The sequence below is a fragment of the Trinickia mobilis genome, assembly GCF_017315705.1.
GTDB lineage: Bacteria > Pseudomonadota > Gammaproteobacteria > Burkholderiales > Burkholderiaceae > Trinickia_A > Trinickia_A mobilis.
The window spans coordinates 1-16,845 of sequence record NZ_JAFLRF010000028.1; the positions used below are offsets into that span (position 1 = coordinate 1).

General features: G+C 63.3%; 18 protein-coding genes. 14 read left to right on the forward strand and 4 right to left on the reverse strand.

The annotated features are described in order from the left end of the window. Nucleotides 1–85 precede the first annotated feature (85 nt). On the reverse strand, nucleotides 86–862 hold the full coding sequence (locus J3489_RS27110) for an enoyl-CoA hydratase (RefSeq protein WP_207003441.1): 777 nt from the start codon (nucleotides 860–862) through the stop codon (nucleotides 86–88). A gap of 135 nt (nucleotides 863–997) precedes the next feature. Here J3489_RS27110 and paaN point away from each other — a divergent pair, with 135 nt between their 5' ends. The 5 genes from paaN (at nucleotide 998) to paaK (ending at nucleotide 6,790) form a co-directional block, all read left to right on the forward strand. Next, nucleotides 998–2,707, forward strand: coding sequence for a phenylacetic acid degradation protein PaaN (paaN, locus tag J3489_RS27115; protein ID WP_207003444.1), 1,710 nt, complete (start codon nucleotides 998–1,000; stop codon nucleotides 2,705–2,707). A gap of 93 nt (nucleotides 2,708–2,800) precedes the next feature. Further along, nucleotides 2,801–4,003: a 3-oxoadipyl-CoA thiolase gene (gene pcaF, locus J3489_RS27120; protein ID WP_207003446.1), complete on the forward strand. Its 1,203-nt coding sequence runs from the start codon at nucleotides 2,801–2,803 to the stop codon at nucleotides 4,001–4,003. Between the two features lie 106 nt (nucleotides 4,004–4,109). Then, nucleotides 4,110–4,901, forward strand: coding sequence for a 2-(1,2-epoxy-1,2-dihydrophenyl)acetyl-CoA isomerase PaaG (paaG, locus tag J3489_RS27125; protein WP_207003448.1), 792 nt, complete (start codon nucleotides 4,110–4,112; stop codon nucleotides 4,899–4,901). A 1-nt stretch (nucleotide 4,902) separates the two neighbouring features. Next, entirely contained in the window at nucleotides 4,903–5,361 is a 459-nt protein-coding gene (gene paaI / locus J3489_RS27130; protein WP_207003450.1) for a hydroxyphenylacetyl-CoA thioesterase PaaI, read from the forward strand. Nucleotides 5,362–5,485: 124 nt separating this feature from the next. Next, on the forward strand, nucleotides 5,486–6,790 hold the full coding sequence (gene paaK, locus J3489_RS27135; protein ID WP_207003452.1) for a phenylacetate--CoA ligase PaaK: 1,305 nt from the start codon (nucleotides 5,486–5,488) through the stop codon (nucleotides 6,788–6,790). A gap of 66 nt (nucleotides 6,791–6,856) precedes the next feature. Here the strand turns inward: paaK and mltA are convergent, their stop codons facing one another. Beyond that, entirely contained in the window at nucleotides 6,857–8,011 is a 1,155-nt protein-coding gene (mltA, locus tag J3489_RS27140) for a murein transglycosylase A (protein WP_508617100.1), read from the reverse strand. Between mltA and J3489_RS39125 the strand changes: the two genes are divergently transcribed. Then, complete coding sequence (locus J3489_RS39125; protein ID WP_508617101.1) at nucleotides 8,010–8,150, forward strand: hypothetical protein; 141 nt, start codon at nucleotides 8,010–8,012, stop codon at nucleotides 8,148–8,150. The genes mltA and J3489_RS39125 overlap by 2 nt on opposite strands. Before the next feature lie 52 nt (nucleotides 8,151–8,202). Here the strand turns inward: J3489_RS39125 and apaG are convergent, their stop codons facing one another. Further along, on the reverse strand, nucleotides 8,203–8,577 hold the full coding sequence (gene apaG, locus J3489_RS27145; RefSeq protein WP_207003454.1) for a Co2+/Mg2+ efflux facilitator ApaG/CorD: 375 nt from the start codon (nucleotides 8,575–8,577) through the stop codon (nucleotides 8,203–8,205). Between the two features lie 190 nt (nucleotides 8,578–8,767). Here apaG and rpe point away from each other — a divergent pair, with 190 nt between their 5' ends. The 8 genes from rpe to J3489_RS27185 all read left to right on the forward strand — a co-directional run bounded on the left by rpe (nucleotide 8,768) and on the right by J3489_RS27185 (nucleotide 16,036). Further along, a complete protein-coding gene (rpe, locus tag J3489_RS27150; RefSeq protein WP_207003457.1) occupies nucleotides 8,768–9,460 on the forward strand; it encodes a ribulose-phosphate 3-epimerase in 693 nt (230 codons plus the stop codon). Next, nucleotides 9,457–10,200 carry a phosphoglycolate phosphatase gene (gene gph / locus J3489_RS27155; protein ID WP_207003461.1) on the forward strand — a complete coding sequence of 248 codons (744 nt, stop codon included), beginning with the start codon at nucleotides 9,457–9,459 and terminating at the stop codon, nucleotides 10,198–10,200. Before rpe ends, gph begins: the two co-directional genes overlap by 4 nt. A 360-nt stretch (nucleotides 10,201–10,560) precedes the next feature. After that, nucleotides 10,561–12,054, forward strand: coding sequence for an anthranilate synthase component I (trpE, locus tag J3489_RS27160; RefSeq protein ID WP_207003463.1), 1,494 nt, complete (start codon nucleotides 10,561–10,563; stop codon nucleotides 12,052–12,054). Between the two features lie 14 nt (nucleotides 12,055–12,068). Then, complete coding sequence (locus tag J3489_RS27165) at nucleotides 12,069–12,662, forward strand: aminodeoxychorismate/anthranilate synthase component II (RefSeq protein WP_207003465.1); 594 nt, start codon at nucleotides 12,069–12,071, stop codon at nucleotides 12,660–12,662. A 14-nt stretch (nucleotides 12,663–12,676) separates the two neighbouring features. Beyond that, a complete protein-coding gene (gene trpD, locus J3489_RS27170) occupies nucleotides 12,677–13,720 on the forward strand; it encodes an anthranilate phosphoribosyltransferase (protein ID WP_207003467.1) in 1,044 nt (347 codons plus the stop codon). A gap of 31 nt (nucleotides 13,721–13,751) precedes the next feature. Then, nucleotides 13,752–14,537, forward strand: coding sequence for an indole-3-glycerol phosphate synthase TrpC (gene trpC / locus J3489_RS27175; protein WP_207003469.1), 786 nt, complete (start codon nucleotides 13,752–13,754; stop codon nucleotides 14,535–14,537). Between the two features lie 23 nt (nucleotides 14,538–14,560). After that, on the forward strand, nucleotides 14,561–15,187 hold the full coding sequence (locus J3489_RS27180) for a CYTH domain-containing protein (protein WP_207003471.1): 627 nt from the start codon (nucleotides 14,561–14,563) through the stop codon (nucleotides 15,185–15,187). Between the two features lie 66 nt (nucleotides 15,188–15,253). Next, complete coding sequence (locus J3489_RS27185; RefSeq protein WP_207003473.1) at nucleotides 15,254–16,036, forward strand: uracil-DNA glycosylase; 783 nt, start codon at nucleotides 15,254–15,256, stop codon at nucleotides 16,034–16,036. 108 nt (nucleotides 16,037–16,144) lie between these two features. Here J3489_RS27185 and J3489_RS27190 read toward each other — a convergent pair whose 3' ends face one another. After that, complete coding sequence (locus tag J3489_RS27190; RefSeq protein WP_207003475.1) at nucleotides 16,145–16,741, reverse strand: FMN-dependent NADH-azoreductase; 597 nt, start codon at nucleotides 16,739–16,741, stop codon at nucleotides 16,145–16,147. Between the last annotated feature and the right edge of the window lie 104 nt (nucleotides 16,742–16,845).

Below are 16,845 nucleotides of genomic sequence, written 5' to 3' on the forward strand. Positions count from 1 at the left end.
TCCCTCGCGCCCCACTCCGAAGCGCGAAAGACCGAAATTCTAGCCACCCCCTCGCGTCCTGGCAAGCGGTATTTTGCAGGCGACCCTACCTGTGCTTGAACACGGGTTTGCGCTTTTCGACGAACGCCGCCATTCCCTCCTTCTGATCCTCGGTTGCAAAGAGCGAATGGAAAAGGCGCCGCTCGAAATGAACGCCCTCTGCAAGTGTCGTCTCGTATGCGCGGTTGACGGACTCTTTCACCATCATGACCGCAGGCAACGGAAACTCAGCGATCGTCGCGGCTGCCGCCACCGCCTCTTCGATTACCGACGCAGCCGGAACCACACGTGACACCAACCCGGCCCGCTCGGCCTCGGATGCATCCATGAAGCGCGCGGTCAGGCACATGTCCATCGCCTTCGCCTTGGAAACCGCGCGCGGCAATCGCTGTGTGCCGCCGGCTCCAGGCATGATGCCGAGCTTAATCTCCGGCTGACCGAATTTGGCCGTCTCCGCCGCAATGATGATGTCGCACATCATCGCCAGCTCGCAGCCACCGCCGAGCGCGAAACCCGCGACCGCCGCAATGATTGGCTTTCGGATCGAACGCACCGTTTCCCAGTTGCGGGTGATGTAGTCGCCCTTGTAGACATCCATATAGGAATAGGTCGCCATCATCCCGATGTCGGCGCCCGCCGCGAACGCCTTTTCGCTGCCGGTGAGCACAATTGCGCCGATGTTGTCATCGGAATCGAATGCTTTGAGAGCGGCGCCCAACTCGTCCATCAGCGCGTCGTTGAGCGCATTGAGCGCCTTCGGGCGATTCAGCGTCACCAATCCGACCCGCCCTCGAGTCTCGACCAGAATATTCTCGTACGCCATGCATCCTCCTTATCGATCAAAGAAACGCGAAAACCCTTCCCGCGTGCGTTTGAATGATGCTACCATTCCTCGACCAACCGGTCGGTCAATTAATCGGCAAGATTCCCCAATCGCTCAGCCATCCCCTCCTCCGCCATGACACATGCTCTATTCACGAAGCACGAAGATACGCTGAACAACGCCCTCGCCGCCATCGAATCGCGCGGCTATTGGAGCCCGTTTGCAGAAATGCCGAGTCCCAAAGTGTACGGGGAAACCGGCAACGCCGACGGCGAGGCTGTATTCAAGGCGCACCTCAATCACACGTTCGACCTCGACCAGCCGACCAACGGTGAGACCGTCGGCGCCGAGCAGTCGCCCTATGGCTTCGCACTGAGGGTCCGCTACCCGAAGTCCGATGTCGACGCCCTCATCGGCGCGGCAAAGACAGCCCAGCGCAGTTGGCGCGCTGCAGGCCCGAAGGCATGGGTTGGCGTGAGCCTCGAGATTCTGACCCGCTTGAACCGCGCCAGTTTCGAGCTTGCCTATAGCGTGATGCACACGACCGGCCAAGCATTCATGATGGCCTTCCAGGCAGGCGGCCCGCACGCGCAGGACCGCGCGCTCGAAGCGATCGCCTATGCGTGGGACGAGCTGCGACGCATTCCCGCGGAGGCCCACTGGGAGAAGCCGCAAGGCAAAAACCCGCCACTCGCGATGCAAAAGCGCTACACGATCGCCCCGCGTGGTCTCGGGCTGGTGCTTGGCTGTTGCACGTTTCCCACTTGGAACGGCTATCCAGGCCTCTTTGCCGACTTGGCAACGGGTAACGCGGTCATCGTCAAACCCCATCCCGGCGCAATCCTGCCGCTCGCCATTACCGTTCGTATCGCGCGCGACGTGTTGCGCGAGGCCGGGTTCGACCCGAATGTCGTCACGCTGCTGGCAACGGAGCCGAACGACGGTGCCCTCGTGCAAAATCTCGCGCTGCGCCCCGACATCAAGCTCATCGACTTCACCGGCAGCACGCAAAACGGCACCTGGCTCGAACGAAACGCCCACCAGGCCCAGGTGTTCACAGAAAAGGCGGGCGTCAATCAGATCGTAATCGACTCGGTCGACGACATCAAAGCCGTTGCCCGGAACGTAGCTTTCTCGCTGGCGCTTTATTCGGGCCAGATGTGCACCGCTCCGCAAAACATCTACGTGCCGCGCGACGGAATCCGCACCGCCGACGGACACTTGAGTTTCGACGATGTAGCGCAAGCGCTGGCGGGCGCCGCGCAAAAACTTGTTGCCGACCCGGCCCGTGCCGTCGAATTGCTCGGCGCGATTCAGAACGAAGGTGTCGCGCGCCGAATCGACGAGGCGCGCTCGCTCGGCAGCGTCCTCGTGGAAAGCCAGTCGCTCGCGCACCCCGCGTTTCCCGGTGCGCGCGTTCGCACGCCGCTTGTTCTGCAACTCGACGCCGCAAAGGACACGAGCAAATTCACCGGCGAGTGGTTCGGCCCCATCTCGTTCGTGATTGCCACCGATTCGACCGCCCAGTCCCTTGATCTCGCAGGCTCGATCGCCGCCGAACATGGCGCGCTCACGTTCTCCGTCTACAGCACCGACGACACGACGATCGAAGCCGCACATGAGGCATCGATCCGCGGCGGCGTAGCGCTTTCGATCAACCTGACGGGCGGCGTATTCGTCAATCAGTCGGCTGCGTTCTCCGATTTCCACGGCACCGGCGCCAATCCGGCCGCCAACGCGGCGCTGGCCGACGCTGCCTTTGTGGCAAATCGCTTCCGCGTCGTGCAAAGCCGGGTCCATGTTGCACCGAAGTCCGCTCCCGCGGAAGCTGGCCAAACGGCATAGACCATTCGGCCGAATCGAACGCCGCCGCCTTCGTCACTAATATGAGTTGAAGCGCCTGCCTCCATGCGGGCGCGCCATTCGCAGGGAATTCAAATGTCCGATGCCTTTATCTGCGACGCGATTCGCACCCCGTTCGGCCGCTACGGCGGCGTCCTGAAAGACGTCCGCGCCGACGATCTCGCTGCCGTGCCCATCAAGGCGCTGATCGAACGCAATCCCAATGTCGACTGGAGCGCGCTCGACGACGTCATCTACGGTTGCGCCAATCAAGCTGGGGAAGATAACCGCAACGTCGCACGCATGGCCGCCCTGCTGGCTGGCCTGCCCACCACCGCGCCGGGCTCCACGCTGAACCGCCTGTGCGGCTCCGGCATGGACGCGGCCGGCACCGCGGCGCGTGCGATCAAAGCAGGCGAAGCCCGCTTGATGATTGCGGGCGGCGTGGAAAGCATGACGCGTGCACCGTTCGTCATGGGCAAAGCTACGGGCGCTTTTTCGCGCCAGGCGGAAATTCATGACACAACCATCGGCTGGCGCTTCATCAATGCACTGATGAAGCGCGACTACGGCGTCGACTCGATGCCGCAGACGGCAGAAAACGTCGCCGCCGATTTCTCGATCAGCCGCGCCGATCAGGACGCGTTCGCGATGCGCAGCCAGCAGAAAGCGGCTCGCGCGCAGCGGGACGGTACGCTTGCGCAGGAAATCGTCGAGGTTGAAATTCCGCAAAAGAAAGGCGATCCGGTTCGCGTTGCGCTCGATGAGCATCCGCGCGAAACGTCGCTTGAAGCGCTTGGCAAGCTGAAGGGTGTTGTGCGTCCCGACGGCACGGTCACGGCAGGCAACGCATCGGGCGTCAATGACGGCGCGTGCGCGCTGCTGCTCGCCAATGCCGAGGCCGCCGAGCAGTACGGCCTGCGCCGCCGCGCCCGCATCATCGGCATGGCGACGGCCGGCGTCGAGCCGCGCATCATGGGGATCGGGCCTGCGCCGGCTACGCAGAAGCTGCTGAGCCAGCTCGGCATGTCGCTCGACCAGTTCGACGTGATCGAGCTCAATGAAGCATTCGCTGCGCAAGGGCTCGCGGTGCTGCGCATGCTCGGTGTCGCCGACGACGATGCCCGCGTGAACCCAAATGGCGGCGCAATCGCGCTCGGGCACCCGCTCGGCGCGTCCGGCGCACGGCTTATCACGACCGCGCTGCACCAGTTGGAACGAACCGACGGGCGCTACGCGCTTTGCACGATGTGCATCGGCGTAGGTCAAGGCATCGCGCTGGCTATCGAGCGCGTTTGATCGAGCTGCCGGCGCCCGAGCGCGCCGCGATATTTAGAGTCAGAGAGCTTTGCATGGGACCAGAGTAAGCGCTAAAGCGCTAACTCTGGTCGACAGGAGACATTTGATGCCCTATGAAACGATCCGCGTCGACATCGGCGCGTCAGCGCACGTCGCCACGATCACGCTGAACCGCCCCGACAAGCTCAACAGTTTCACGCGAACGATGCACCGGGAATTGAGTGCAGCGCTAGACGAAGTCGAAAAAGCCGACGTTCGCGCGCTCGTGCTGACCGGCGCGGGCCGCGGCTTCTGCGCCGGCCAGGATCTCGCGGACCTCGATTTCACGCCTGGCGCGATGACGGATCCGGGCGACTTGGTCGACCAGTACTTCAATCCGCTGATCCGCCGCCTGCAAGCGTTGCCGCTGCCCATCATCGCCGCCGTCAACGGCACGGCAGCTGGCGCGGGCGCCAATCTCGCGCTCGCGTGCGACCTGGTGCTTGCCGCGCGCTCGAGCAGCTTCATTCAAGCGTTCGTCAAGATCGGCCTTCTGCCGGACTCGGGAGGGACAGCATTTCTGCCTCAACGCATCGGCATGGCACGCGCGCTGGGGCTCGCCATTACCGGGGACAAACTGAGCGCAGAGCAAGCGTTTAGCTGGGGCCTCATCTGGCAAGTCGTCGACGACGCCGAACTGCCCAGCATCGCCGCACAGTTTGCCGCCCGGCTCGCGCAACAGCCCACGCGCGCCATTGCGGCCATCAAGACGGCGATGCGTGCCAGCGTGACGCAATCGCTCGATCAGCAACTCGATCTCGAACGCGACTTGCAGCGCAAACTCGGCGCATCCTTCGACTACGCCGAGGGTGTGCACGCCTTTATCGAAAAACGCGCGCCGCGCTTTGAAGGACGTTGAGATGTCTTCCCAACCAGCCCACGAAAGCCTCGCCCCCGACGAACTGGCGCGTGCCACCGCGAAGACAATGTTCGACTCTGACGCCTGCAGCCGTGCGCTCGGCTTCGAACTGCTCGAAGTGCGCCCCGGCTATGCCCGGATGCGCATGACCGTCCGTCCGGACTTCCTCAACGGCCACAACATCTGCCACGGCGGACTCATGTTCACGCTTGCGGATTCCACGTTCGCATTCGCGTGCAACACGTACAACCTCAATACCGTAGCTTCGGGTTGTTCAATCGAATTCCTGCGGCCGGTCCACGGCGGCGACGTGCTGACGGCCGAGGCCGTCGAGCAGGTGTTGAGCGGGCGCAACGGCATCTACGACATTCGCGTGACGAACCGTGCCGGCGACACCGTCGCAATGTTTCGCGGCAAGTCCGCGCACATCAAGGGTCATGTGATAGCGGTCGATAGCTGATGCAGATTCGGAGCCGCCCACGCTCCTTCACGGCAGCGCTCGTCCGCCTGAATCAAAGCTTTTGCGAAGCGCAATGCGTCCGTCGTGCTTCGCACCTCAATAGCAAACATGTAGGAGACACCCGATGACTACCCCGCTCCCGCTCGAGCCGATCGAAAAGGCCAGCCGCGACGAGCTCGCAGCGCTCCAGCTCGATCGGCTGAAATGGTCGCTCAAGCACGCGTACGAAAACTCGCCGGTCTATCGGCGCAAGTTCGACGACGCCGGCGTCCATCCGGACGATCTGAAGTCGCTAGCCGATCTTGCGCGCTTCCCGTTCACGACAAAAAGCGACTTGCGCAATAACTATCCGTTCGGCATGTTCGCCGTGCCGCAAGAACAGATCTCGCGCATTCACGCGTCGTCGGGCACGACGGGCAAGCCGACCGTCGTCGGCTACACGGCGCGCGACATCGATACGTGGGCCAATCTCGTCGCACGCTCGATTCGCGCGGCAGGCGCACGGCGCGGCGACAAGGTCCACGTGAGCTACGGCTACGGTCTCTTCACCGGCGGTCTCGGCGCACACTACGGCGCGGAACGCGCTGGGCTGACGGTCATTCCGTTCGGCGGTGGCCAAACGGAAAAGCAGGTGCAGCTGATCCAGGACTTCAAGCCCGACATCATCATGGTGACGCCGAGCTATATGTTGTCGATCGCCGACGAGCTGGAGCGCCAAGGTATCGACCCCGCGCACTGCTCGCTGCGCATCGGCATCTTCGGCGCGGAGCCTTGGACCAACGACATGCGCGTCGCAATCGAAAAACGCATGGGCATCGATGCGGTCGACATCTATGGATTGTCCGAGCTGATGGGTCCCGGCGTGGCCTCGGAATGCGTGGAAACGAAGGATGGCCCGACGATCTGGGAAGACCACTTCTATCCGGAAATCATCGACCCGGAAACCGGCGAGGTGCTGCCTGATGGAGAGCTCGGCGAGCTCGTCTTCACGTCGCTCACGAAAGAGGCGCTCCCCATCGTCCGCTATCGCACGCGCGACCTGACGCGCCTCCTGCCCGGCACGGCGCGCACAATGCGCCGTATGGAGAAGATCACGGGCCGCTCCGACGACATGATGATCGTGCGCGGCGTGAACGTCTTCCCGACTCAGATCGAGGAACTCCTGCTGAAACGGCACGCGCTGGCGCCTCACTATCAGATCGTGCTGACGAAGGAAGGGCCGCTCGACGTGCTGACGCTCAACGTCGAACCCTGCCCCGAAACTGCGCCGGATGCCGCGTCGCTTGACGCCGCCAAGCAGGCGCTCGCCTACGACATCAAGGCGCTGATAGGGGTCTCCGCGATCGTCAACGTAATGCCGGTGAACGGGATCGAGCGGTCGGTAGGCAAGGCGAGGCGGGTCATCGACAAGCGCAAGCTCGGTGTTTGAGACGCGGGGCGCAGACACGTCGGGGCCGGCGCGGGGCGGAACCGCCGCGCGCCGCAAGCGAGCTCATCAGGAATTCGGCAGCAACAGCCACATCCGTCCGGTCTGCTTCATCTTGCCAGCCAGATCGCCGGCGTCGTCGCCGAGTCCCCAGAAGTAGTCGGCCCGCACGCCGCCCTTGATCGCGCTGCCGGTGTCCTGAGCGAACACGAGGCGGTTCATCGGCGAGTTTGTCATCGGCCGCGTGGTCTGCAGGAAGACCGGCGTGCCCAGCGGAATCGAGGAAGGGTCGACGGCAATCGAGCGCTCGGGCGTCAGCGGCACCCCCAATGCGCCGATCGGTCCGTCAGCGCCATCGCTCGGCGTCGACTCCGTCGACGGCATCTCCCTGAAAAAGACAAAACGCGGGTTCGTATCGAGCAAGGCATCGACGCGAGTCGGATTGGCGCGCGCCCACGCTTTGATCCCTTGCATCGTCGCCTGTGCAGGCGTCAACTCGCGACGGTCGAGCAGCCAGCGTCCAATCGACTTGTACGGCTGGTTGTTCGTCCCGCCGAAACCGACCCGCATTACGCTGCCGTCTTCCATCACGATGCGTCCCGACCCCTGCACCTGCAGAAAGAACGCTTCGATCGGATCGTCGACCCAAACCAGTTCGTTCCCCTCCAGCAAGCCCGAGCGTTCGAGCTGCGCGCGCGCCGGCAACGCCGCGCCGGCACGGTACCCGGACGGCCAGTGATACAGCGCGTACTGGTAGGGACCATGGCGCGTGCGCGCACCGCGCAACAGCGGTTCGTAGTAGCCGGTCACGAGGCCATCCAGCGTGCCATCGCTGTTGGCGAACTGGAATGGCGTGAAGTACGTTTCAAAGAAGGTGCGCGCACTCGCGAAGTCGAGATCGTCCAGTTGCACGGCCGCGGCGCACGCGCGCCGCCAGTTCGATTGCTGCGCGAGCCGCAGGCAGTTCTGGCGCAGCGCGGCCGTCGCGCCGATCAGCGTATCGTCCTCCCAACCCGGCACCTGTTGCCACGCGACCGGTGTCAGGCGCGCGGCGGCAATTTGGCCCGGGATGATCGCGGCGCCTGTCGGCGGTGACACAGCCGGCCGTACGATGGAACCGCCACCGCACGCGGCGACCAGCACAGCAATGGAAACCGCAGCGGCCCAGCCTGCTGCGCGAAGACCGAAGCGCTTAGAATGTTCGTTCTTGATGGAAACCGCCATGTCTGATTTGCTCGACGAATACCCGATGCTCATCTTCGCGCTGGAAGCCTTTCTGGCGTTGGCCCTGTTGGTCTTCATCGTCGTGTGGACGGCGTCGGGCAGAAAGAAGAATCCGGGCAACAAGCGTCCGCTTCGATAAGCGCGCCGCCAGGCGGCGTCGCATGCGCGGGGCGGCTCAGGCCCGCGCTGATTCAGTGCAGCGTGCGCGGCATTTGCAACGCGAATTCCGGAACCGGTGCTTCGAAACGCTCGCCGTCTTCGGCCACGCAGAAGTACTCTCCGCGCATCGTGCCAACGGGCGTCGCAATCACCGCCCAGCTCGTGTATTCGAATTGCTCGCCCGGTTTCAAAAGCGGCTGGTGGCCGACGACCCCGAGCCCCTTCACTTCCTGAACCTGACTTTCGCTGTCGGTGATGATCCAGTGACGCGCGATCAATTGCGCGGTCACCTGACCCGTATTGCGGATCGTCAACGTGTACGCGAACGCGTATTGACGACGCTCCGGGTCCGACTGCTCGGGCAAGTAACGCGTCTGCGCCGACACGCTGAATTGATACTGGCTCATCGTAATTCCGTTCTGATAGAAACCTGCTGGACCCGCGCGGCAACAGTCTTGCGCCTGCCGGCCCGAAACCGCTCTGGTTTGGCATTCTGATGGATGCGGCCCCCGCCCGCAACCGAACACGCCCGCTTTTGCCTGCGCGAAACGGTAAAATAGCGGTTTTTCGGCCCCACTTCGCCAACCACTTAGCGCCATGACGCATTTCCGCATCGCTCCCAGCATCCTTTCGGCCGACTTCGCGCGGCTTGGCGAGGAAGTCCGCAACGTCGTCGCCGCCGGCGCCGACTGGATCCACTTCGACGTGATGGACAACCATTACGTGCCGAACCTGACGATCGGCCCGCTCGTCTGCGAAGCGATCCGTCCGCACGTGCAGGTGCCGATCGACGTGCATCTGATGGTGCGTCCCGTCGACCGCATCGTGCCGGACTTCGCGAAGGCCGGCGCAAATCTGATCAGCTTCCATCCGGAAGGCTCCGATCACATCGACCGCACGCTGTCGCTGATCCGCGATCACGGCTGCAAGGCCGGCCTCGTGTTCAATCCTGCCACGCCGCTCAACTACCTCGATCACGTGATGGACCGCGTCGACCTCGTGCTGATCATGTCGGTGAACCCGGGCTTCGGCGGTCAATCGTTCATCCCCGAGGCGCTGAACAAGCTGCGCGAAGCGCGCGCGCGCATCGACACGTACCGCGAGCGCACCGGCCGCGAGATCCACCTGGAAGTGGACGGCGGCGTGAAGGCAGACAACATCGCGGAAATCGCAGCCGCCGGCGCGGATACGTTCGTCGCGGGCTCGGCGATCTTCGGCAAGCCGGACTATCGCGCGGTGATCGACGACATGCGCCGCGCCCTCGCTACCGTCAAGGCGGCCCGAACATGACGAAGGCGGCCCCGACATTCGACGCCCCTCGCTTCACGGGGCCTCGACTGAAAGCAGCCGTGATCGATCTCGACGGCACGATGATCGATACTGCAGACGATTTCACCGCAGGCCTGAACGGCATGCTCGCGCAACTCGACGCAGCGGAAACGTCGCGCGAGGAAGTGATCGGCTATGTCGGCAAGGGCTCGGAACATCTGATCCGCAGCGTCCTCGCGCCGCGCTTTTCGGCCGACGAAGCACAGTGCCGCTTCGAGGAAGCGCTTGCGCTTTATCAAGTGGAGTACGCGAAGATCAACGGCCTCGCCACGCGTCTGTATCCCGATGTCGAAGCCGGCCTGCGAGCGATGCGCGACGCGAACCTCAAGCTCGCGTGCGTCACCAACAAACCGCGCCGGTTTGCTGTCGAGTTGCTCGAAAAGTACGCGCTGATCGGCTACTTTGCCGTGGTCTACGGCGGCGACAGCCTGCCGCGCAAGAAGCCGGACCCGCTGCCGATGCTCACCGCGTGCGAGACGCTGGGCGTCGCGCCGCAGGAGGCCGTTGCCATCGGCGATTCGGAGAACGACGCACTCGCGGGCCGGGCAGCAGGCCTCGCGACCCTCACCGTCCCTTATGGCTACAACCATGGGCAAGCTATACAAACGATAAAATCGGATGGTATAGTTGCCTCGCTGTTCGATGCCGCAATCGCCATTTCGGCCTATAACGCGAACCGTGGCGCAGCAGCCCTACCCTGACCCAACCATCGTCCATCTTCATGTTTCTGAATAAAAAACGGAGTCTGAGCAGCATCGACCGGGGAGCTTGGCCCTGGCGTCGCTGGTCGCGCTAACCTCTCTTGAGGTACGCTGGAGTTCGTCTTCAGCGCCCGTTTTTTACTTCGCTGCGCGCTCGCGCTCCTTTTGCCGCATTGCTTGAACCGAGGCCTGCATCCTAAGCGGATGCTGCATTCACGGCCAGTTGCCGGTTCGCCATGCGCGCGTTGCACGAGGCACTCCGCGCCGGTTGGCACCCTCTTGCCGTACATGCCCGACCGGCCGCGCAGCGCCAATGCTTTGCCTGGCGCCAGCCGCCTTGCCTACGAACAGGATCGGAACATGACCGAACTCGAATTCCAATCCCTCGCGAACGAGGGCTATAACCGCATTCCGATGATCGCCGAGGCGCTCGCCGATCTCGAAACCCCGCTTTCGCTGTACCTGAAGCTCGCGCAGGCCGAACGCGGCGGCGCCAACTCGTTCCTGCTCGAATCGGTGGTGGGCGGCGAGCGCTTCGGGCGCTACTCGTTCATTGGCTTGCCGGCGCGTACGCTCGTCCGCGCGAAGGCGGGCGTGTCGGAAGTGGTCGCGGATGGCAAGGTCGTCGAGAGGCACGAAGGCGATCCGCTCGAATTCATCGCGCAATTCCAGGCTCGCTTCAAAGTCGCCCAGCGTCCTGGGCTGCCGCGTTTTTGCGGCGGTCTCGCCGGCTATTTCGGCTATGACGCCGTGCGTTACATCGAAAGGAAGCTCGCGCACAGCACGCCGCCCGACGATCTCGGCCTGCCCGACATTCAGTTGCTGCTGACCGAGGAAGTCGCCGTCATCGACAATCTCGCCGGCAAGCTCTACCTGATCGTCTATGCAGACCCGTCTACGCCCGAGGCGTACGCGCGCGCGAAGCAGCGTCTGCGCGACCTGCGCCAGCGTCTGCGCACGACAGTACAGCCGCCCGTCACGTCGGCAAGCGTGCGCACCGAGATCTACCGTGAGTTTGCGAAGGACGATTACCTCGCCGCGGTCCGTCAGGCGAAGGAATACATCGCAGCCGGAGAACTGATGCAGGTACAAGTCGGTCAGCGTCTGATCAAGCCGTATCGCGACAATCCCCTTTCGCTGTACCGCGCGCTGCGTTCGCTGAACCCGTCGCCGTACATGTACTACTACAACTTCGGCGAATTTCACGTGGTCGGCGCATCGCCGGAAATTCTCGTGCGGCAGGAAAAGCGCGGCGAAGACCGGATCGTCACGATCCGTCCGCTCGCCGGCACCCGCCCGCGCGGCAACACGCCGGAGCGCGACGCCGAGCTGGCCACGGAACTCCTGAACGATCCGAAGGAAATCGCCGAGCACGTGATGCTGATCGACCTTGCGCGCAACGACGTCGGCCGAATTGCGCAGATCGGCTCGGTGGCCGTCACGGACAGGATGGTCATCGAAAAGTACTCGCATGTGCAGCACATCGTGAGCTCGGTCGAAGGCAAGCTGAAGCCGGGCACGACGAATTTCGACGTGTTGCGCGCGACGTTCCCGGCCGGCACGCTCTCCGGCGCGCCGAAAGTGCGGGCGATGGAGCTGATCGACGAACTGGAGCCGGTCAAGCGCGGACTCTACGGCGGCGCCGTCGGGTACTTGTCGTTCACCGGCGAGATGGATCTCGCGATCGCGATCCGCACGGGCCTCATCCACAACGGCAATTTGTACGTACAGGCGGCGGCGGGAATTGTCGCGGATTCGGTGCCGGAATCCGAATGGCAAGAAACCGAGAACAAGGCACGCGCCGTGCTGCGCGCCGCCGAGCAAGTGCAAGACGGCCTCGATAGCGACTTCTGACCGGAGACAAGACCATGCTGCTGATGATCGATAACTACGATTCGTTCACCTATAACCTGGTCCAGTACTTCGGCGAACTCGGCGAAGACGTCCGGACCCATCGCAACGACGAAATCACCCTCGATGAAATCGAGAAGCTCGACCCCGAGCGCATCTGCCTGTCGCCCGGACCGAGCAATCCGCAGCACGCCGGCATCACGCTCGACGTCCTGCGTCACTTCGCGGGCAAAAAGCCGATTCTCGGCGTGTGCCTCGGCCATCAGGCGATCGGCGAGGCGTTCGGCGGGCGCGTCGTGCGCGCGAAGACGATCATGCACGGCAAGGTGAGCCAGATCGAAACCGACTGCAAGGGCGTGTTCGCCGACCTGCCGAAGCACTTCAAAGTGACGCGTTACCACTCGCTCGCGATCGAGCGCGAGTCGCTGCCGGACTGCCTCGAAATCTCAGCGTGGACCGACGACGGCGAGATCATGGGCGTGCGCCACAAGGAATTCGCGATCGAAGGCGTGCAGTTCCACCCGGAATCGATTCTGTCCGAGCACGGCCACCCGCTGCTCGAGAACTTCGTAAGAAGCGCAAAAGCCGCCGGCGCGCACCGCAGCGCGTGAAGAGGGACGACATCATGACCATCACCCCGCAGGAAGCGTTGCAGCGCACGATCGAGCACCGCGAAATCTTCCACGACGAAATGCTGCATTTGATGCGGCTCATCATGCGCGGCGACCTGTCGCCGGTGATGGCAGCCGCGATCATCACTGGCTTGCGCGTGAAGAAAGAGACGATCGGCGAAATCGCCGCGGCCGCAACGGTGATGCGCGAATTCGCGAATCACGTCGAGGTGGCCGACAACTCGAATTTCGTCGACATCGTCGGCACGGGCGGCGATGGCTCGCATACGTTCAACATCTCGACGGCCACGATGTTCGTCGCTGCGGCCGCCGGCGCGAGGGTCGCGAAGCACGGCAATCGGGGCGTGTCGAGCAAGTCGGGCAGCGCGGATGTGCTTGAAGCGCTCGGCGTCAATATCGATCTGCAACCGGACCAGGTGGCCGCGTCTATCGCCGAGACAGGAATGGGCTTCATGTTCGCGCCGAACCATCATCCCGCGATGAAGAACATCGCCGCCGTGCGCCGCGAACTCGGCGTGCGGACGATCTTCAATATTCTTGGGCCGCTGACGAATCCCGCAAGCGCGCCGAATCAGCTGATGGGCGTGTTCCACCCGGACCTCGTCGGCATCCAGGTCCGCGTGATGCAGCGGCTCGGCGCCAAGCACGTGCTCGTCGTGTACGGCAAGGACGGCATGGACGAGGTGTCGCTCGGCGCGGCGACGCTCGTCGGCGAACTGCGCGACGGCGAAGTGCACGAGTACGAGATCCATCCCGAGGATTTCGGCTTGCAGATGGTGTCGAACCGCACACTGAAGGTGGAAGATGCGGCCGAATCGAAGACGATGCTGCTCGAAGCGCTCGACAACACGCTGGGGGTCGCGCGCGAGATCGTCACGCTGAACGCCGGCACCGCACTCTACGCGGCAAACGTGTCGGCATCGATCGCGGACGGCATCCAGCTGGCGCGCGAAGCGATCGCGAGCGGCAGGGCGCGCGCGAAGGTCGACGAACTGGTGCGCTTCACGCAGCAATTCAAGCCGCAAGCGGTCAAATAACTCGACAGACACAGAAACGGAATCATCAACAATGAGCGACATTCTGGAACGCATCATCGCGGTCAAGCGCGAGGAAGTCCGAGCAGCGCAACAAAGCGCGCCGCTCGAAGCACTGCGCCTCGAAGCTTCGGCGCGCGACAAGCGCGACTTCGTCGGCGCACTGCGTGCGAAGCACGCGGCCGGCAAGGCCGCGGTCATCGCCGAGGTCAAGAAGGCGAGCCCGTCGAAAGGTGTGCTGCGCGAGCATTTCGCGCCCGCCGACATTGCGCGCTCGTACGCGAAGCACGGCGCGGCATGTTTGTCGGTGCTGACCGACGTGCAGTTCTTTCAAGGCAGCGCAGCCTATCTGGAAGACGCGCGCGCCGCGTGCGATGTGCCGGTGCTGCGCAAGGACTTTATCGTCGATCCGTATCAGATCGTCGAAGCCCGCGCGATGGGCGCCGATGCGATCCTTCTGATCGCCGCCGCGCTCGAAACCTCGCAGATGCAGGATCTCGAAGCGCTCGCGCATTCGCTGGGCCTCGCGGTGCTCGTCGAAGTGCACGACAGCGCCGAACTCAAGGAAGCGCTCACGTTGAAAACGCCGCTGATCGGCATCAACAATCGCAACCTGCGCACGTTCGAGACGTCGCTCCAAACGACGATCGGCATGCTCGATTCGATTCCCGAGGACCGGATCGTCGTGACCGAATCGGGCATCCTGTCGCGCGCGGATGTCGAGCGGATGCGCGAGCTGTCGGTGCATACTTTCCTTGTCGGCGAAGCGTTCATGCGCGCCGACGAGCCCGGTGCAGAGCTTGCTCGGATGTTTTTCTGATTCTTGCCAAGGTCGCCACTGCCATGAGCATCGAACGTGAAATCAAGCTTGCGTTGCCGCCCGATCAGATCGCCGCGGCCACAGCATTCTTCGTAGCGCGGACGGGCAAAACCGGCATTCATGTTCAACTGACGAATGACTACTTCGATACGCCGGCGCTAGCGCTTGCGAAGTCGAAGAGCGCGCTGCGCTTGCGAAAATCGCCGCACGGCTGGCTGCAGACTTACAAGACGGTCGGCATCGCCGAGGGCGGCCTGCATCGGCGGCATGAATGGGAAATGCCGGTTGCAGGCGAAGGCCTCGACATCGATGCGCTCGCCGCGGCGTGCGACGATGCCGCCTCCGCTAACGCGCTACGCGCTGCGGCGCCGGCGTTGATCGAACTCTTCAGCACGAATTTCACGCGCACGCTTTGGCACATCGTTCACGGCGACACCGAAATCGAAGCTGCGATCGACCAAGGCGAAATCACTGCCGTTGTGGGCGGTGAAACCCGCCGTGCACCGATTAGCGAAATCGAGCTCGAACTGAAGCATGGCGATGAAGCGGCGCTGCGTGCGCTGCAAGCCGAACTGGCAGCGAAGGTCCCAGGCCTGGCCCCGGACGACACCAGCAAGGCGCAGCGAGGCTATCAATTGCGCGAGCGTTGAGCGATTGCGAGAGGACGCGATATCCCGGCTTGAGCCGCGCGGCGTTTGCTGCGACACTTCCTCGCCATGAAATCCGCCTCTCGCTCCCCTTCCCGCTCGTCGCAAGCCTCGCTTTTCGACGCACCGCCAGCGGCGCAGGCCGCGCCGTCGATCGAAGCGCTCGAAGCGCAGTTCGATGCGCTGCCTGCCGCTTGGCACACCCATCTCCGTTCGTTCATCGACAGCGACGCTTACGCGCCGCTGTGCCGCTTCGTCGATGACGAACGCGCGGCGGGCAAGACCATCTATCCCGCCGATGTGTTTCGCGCGCTGCGCCTGACAAGTCCGGACGACGTGAAAGTCGTCATCCTAGGCCAGGATCCCTATCACGGCGAAGACCGCGGACATCCTCAGGCGCACGGGCTGGCGTTTTCGGTGCCGCCGTCCGTGCGTCCGCCGCCGTCGCTACGGAACATCTTCAAGGAGATCGCCGCGAATTTCGGCTACGAGACGCCGCACCATGGATGTCTCGATGCGTGGGCGAAACAAGGCGTGCTGCTGCTGAACACGGTGCTGACGGTCGAGCGAGGCTTAGCCGCGAGCCATGCGAAACGCGGCTGGGAAAAATGCACCGATACGCTGATTCACGAACTCGCCATGCGCCACGACGGCCTCGTTTTCATGCTGTGGGGCGCACACGCGCAAGCAAAGCGAGCATTGCTGGAGGACAAGCCACATTGCGTGCTCGAGGCGCCCCACCCCTCTCCGCTTTCAGCACATCGTGGATTTCTTGGCTGCCGCCATTTCGCGATGGCGAACGATTATTTGACGGCAAACGGCCGAGATCCGATCGATTGGCGCCTGCATTGACACCGAGAAAGTAAATAGGTTGAATTCGCATCGGTAAAATTCGCTGCACATAAAAAAACGTCACGGCGCGAGAGCGCCGTGACGTTTCAAGACGGACCAGCAAGCGAATTACGCCGCAGCAATCGCCTCGCGTGCGCCGGCCAGCGCAGCGCCCGCCGCATCCGGGCCCATATTGAGCCCTTCCGCGTAGATGAAGTTCACGTCGGTCATCCCGATGAAACCGAGGAACATCTTCAGGTACGGCGTCTGGGTGTCGCCCGGCGTACCGACGTACTTGCCGCCGCGTGCGGACACCACAAACACTTTCTTGCCCTTCACCAGACCTTCGGGACCGTTCTCCGTGTAGCGGAACGTGACGCCGACGCGAGCGATCCAGTCGAAGTACGTCTTCAGTTGCGACGAGATGCCGAAGTTGTACAGCGGAGCGCCGATCACGACGATATCGGCGGCTTGCAGTTCGGCGATCAGCGCGTCGCTCCTGGCGGCGATCGCAGCTTGTTCGGCGGTGCGCTGGTCGGCCGGCGTGAAGAACGCGCCGAGAACGCTTTCGTCGAGGTGCGGCAGCCCGTCGGCGAGCAGATCGCGAACGACGACCTTCGCGCCCGCGTTCGATTGTTGCAGCTTCGCCGTCAGTTCGTTCGCGAGCAGCGTCGAGTTCGCGCCTTGCGAACGGGCCGACGAGTTCAGTTGCAGGATGGTGGTCATATTTGGCTCCAGAAGGGGTGCGCAACGTTGCGCGAGTGAAGCCATTGTATGTTTCGGCGCGTCGCGAAAAAGTAGCCTGGCGGCGACGGATTGTTGCACCGGTA